Origin of the sequence: Bartonella sp. SD1336NMGDW, assembly GCF_042193565.1 — a bacterium.
Lineage (GTDB): Bacteria > Pseudomonadota > Alphaproteobacteria > Rhizobiales > Rhizobiaceae > Bartonella > Bartonella grahamii.
The window spans coordinates 1-2,247 of sequence record NZ_JBHILW010000054.1 but is presented as its reverse complement, the minus strand read 5'-3'; the positions used below and the strand labels follow the sequence as shown (position 1 = coordinate 2,247).

Sequence of the window (2,247 nt, the reverse complement as noted above, 5' to 3'; positions counted from 1 at the left end):
TCCGCAACAAGCCTTTCTGAAGAATACATCCGAAGGTGTCCTTCAAAGTGGTGGTGTTTTTGTTGTGATCGCAGGGCGATTAGACAATGCCGGTGTGCTTGGCTCTAGTGGTGAGAATGTTGCCCTTAATGTGGCAGGGAATGTCAGCAATAGTGGGCTGATTTACGCCAAAAAATCTATGGATCTATTCAGTGATGGTAATCTGAGCAATACACAGGGCAGAATTATTGCTGAAGAGGCTCTCACCATTGGTGGGCTGAAAGAGACACGTGCTGGTCATATAAATAATGAGGCTGGTCTTCTCAGTGCTTTAGCCGGTGAGATGAAGATTGTTGCAACGTCTTTTGTCAATAAAAGCGCTGAAACGACAAATTCAGACCAACAAAATGCTACACATGATGAAGGTGCGCATGTTTTAGCGCGGGATGGTTTGCGCATTAATGTGGGCAGTTTTGAGAATGTTGATGGTCTCATTTCTACGCAAGGGGCAGTTAATATTGTTGCTGATAGTGTGATCCAAGCAGGGCACATAGAGATTGAGCGTGGTGACCTTCAACTGACCAGCCATGGTGATTTAAGCAATAGTGGCACGATAGAAAGCAATGATACCATTGCTTTGCATGCGCAAACAAATCTCAGCCAAACGGGGCGCATTGTTTCTAAAAAGCGGGTTGAGCTTTCCAGTGATGGCATATTAACAATGGGTGAGACAAGTGAGGTTGGCGCCTATGATGTAACGCTGAAGGCAGGCACTCTCGCCCAAGCTGGGCTTGTGGAAGCACAAGGCGGAGTACTTACTCTCAACAGCCACGGTGATTTAACCAATAGTGGTACGATAGCAAGCAATGGCGCAATCACTGTGAATGCGCAAAACACTCTGAACCAAACGGGGCGCATCGTTGCGCAAAAGCGGATAGAGCTCTCAACTGATGGCACCTTGACACTGGGTGAGACAAGCCAAATTGGCGGCTATGATGTGGCGCTGAAGGCAGGCACCCTTAATCAAGCTGGGCTTATAGAAGCGCAAGGTGAGGAACTTACTCTCGAAAGTTACGGTGATTTAACCAATAGCGGTATGCTTGCAAGCAATGGCGCAATCACTGTGAATGCGCAAAACACTCTGAACCAAACGGGGCGCATTGTTTCGCAAAAGCGGATAGAGCTCTCAACTGATGGCACCTTGACACTGGGTGAGACAAGCCAAATTGGCGGCTATGATGTGGCGCTGAAGGCAGGCACCCTTAATCAAGCTGGGCTTATAGAAGCGCAAGGCGGAGTACTTACTCTCAACAGCCATGGTGTTTTAAGCAATTCCGGTATCATGGTGGGCACTGTTGTTGATGCGAAGCTTGGGTCTTTAGCCAATTCAGGTCAGCTTTTAGCCAGTGACAGTTTTACGCTTATAGCAGAAAGCCATGATCCGTCATTGGGGCAAGTTGCTCTGGTTTTAAATGGTGAAGACGGTGTACTCAAAAGTGGTGGTGCTTTTGTCTTAACCGCAGATGTTTTGGACAATGCCGGCAGTATTGGTTCAAGTGGTGATGGGGTTGCGCTCAATGTGAGCGCTGATCTGAGTAATAGTGGGCTGATTTATGCCAAGAAATCTGCCATTTTCTCCTTGGATGGGGATTTTATCAATAATTTTGCCGATGTCATTGCTGAAGACAATCTCATCATCCGTGGCTTAAGTGGAGAGCGGGCTGGTCATGTGATCAACAGCTCGGGTCTTTTAGAAGCTGTCTTAGGCGATATGACCTTCGATGTCTCAGCGCTTACCAACATGCGCGAAGGTGGGGTTGAAGTTACTGATAAAGTGGTTGGTCACAGTTACGTGCGAGGAGAATGGAAAAAAACCGAAGTTAGGCACGAGCAGATCAAAGAAAATATCGACACTACGATCATTCGTCAGCAGCCTCATTTTACCAATGGAGCTGCACAGATTTTAGTAGGGCGTCATCTCACGGTTCATGCTGGGGATATCCGTAATAGCTATAGCTTAATTGCTGCCAATGGCAACATTGAGATGCAGGGCGATACCTTGCTCAATGAGGGGCGTGATTTAATCGAAACAACCAAGATTGTGACTGAAGCGCATCGCAGGCGTAAACATTGCAAAACATTATTAGGAGGGTGTACTTTTACAGGCATTAAAGATCGTGGGAGCACTACCGATACCAAAACAACCACGCGCACTTATGATGCTGTTTACGGCACGATTGAAGCGGGTGGCACTCTTGATGTCAAGGT

The 2,247-nt window shown here is 47.2% G+C and carries 1 pseudogene; it reads left to right on the top strand.

The features are described from left to right. Positions 1 to 2,247: pseudogene (locus ACFIKH_RS08945) on the top strand (filamentous hemagglutinin); the annotation flags it as partial.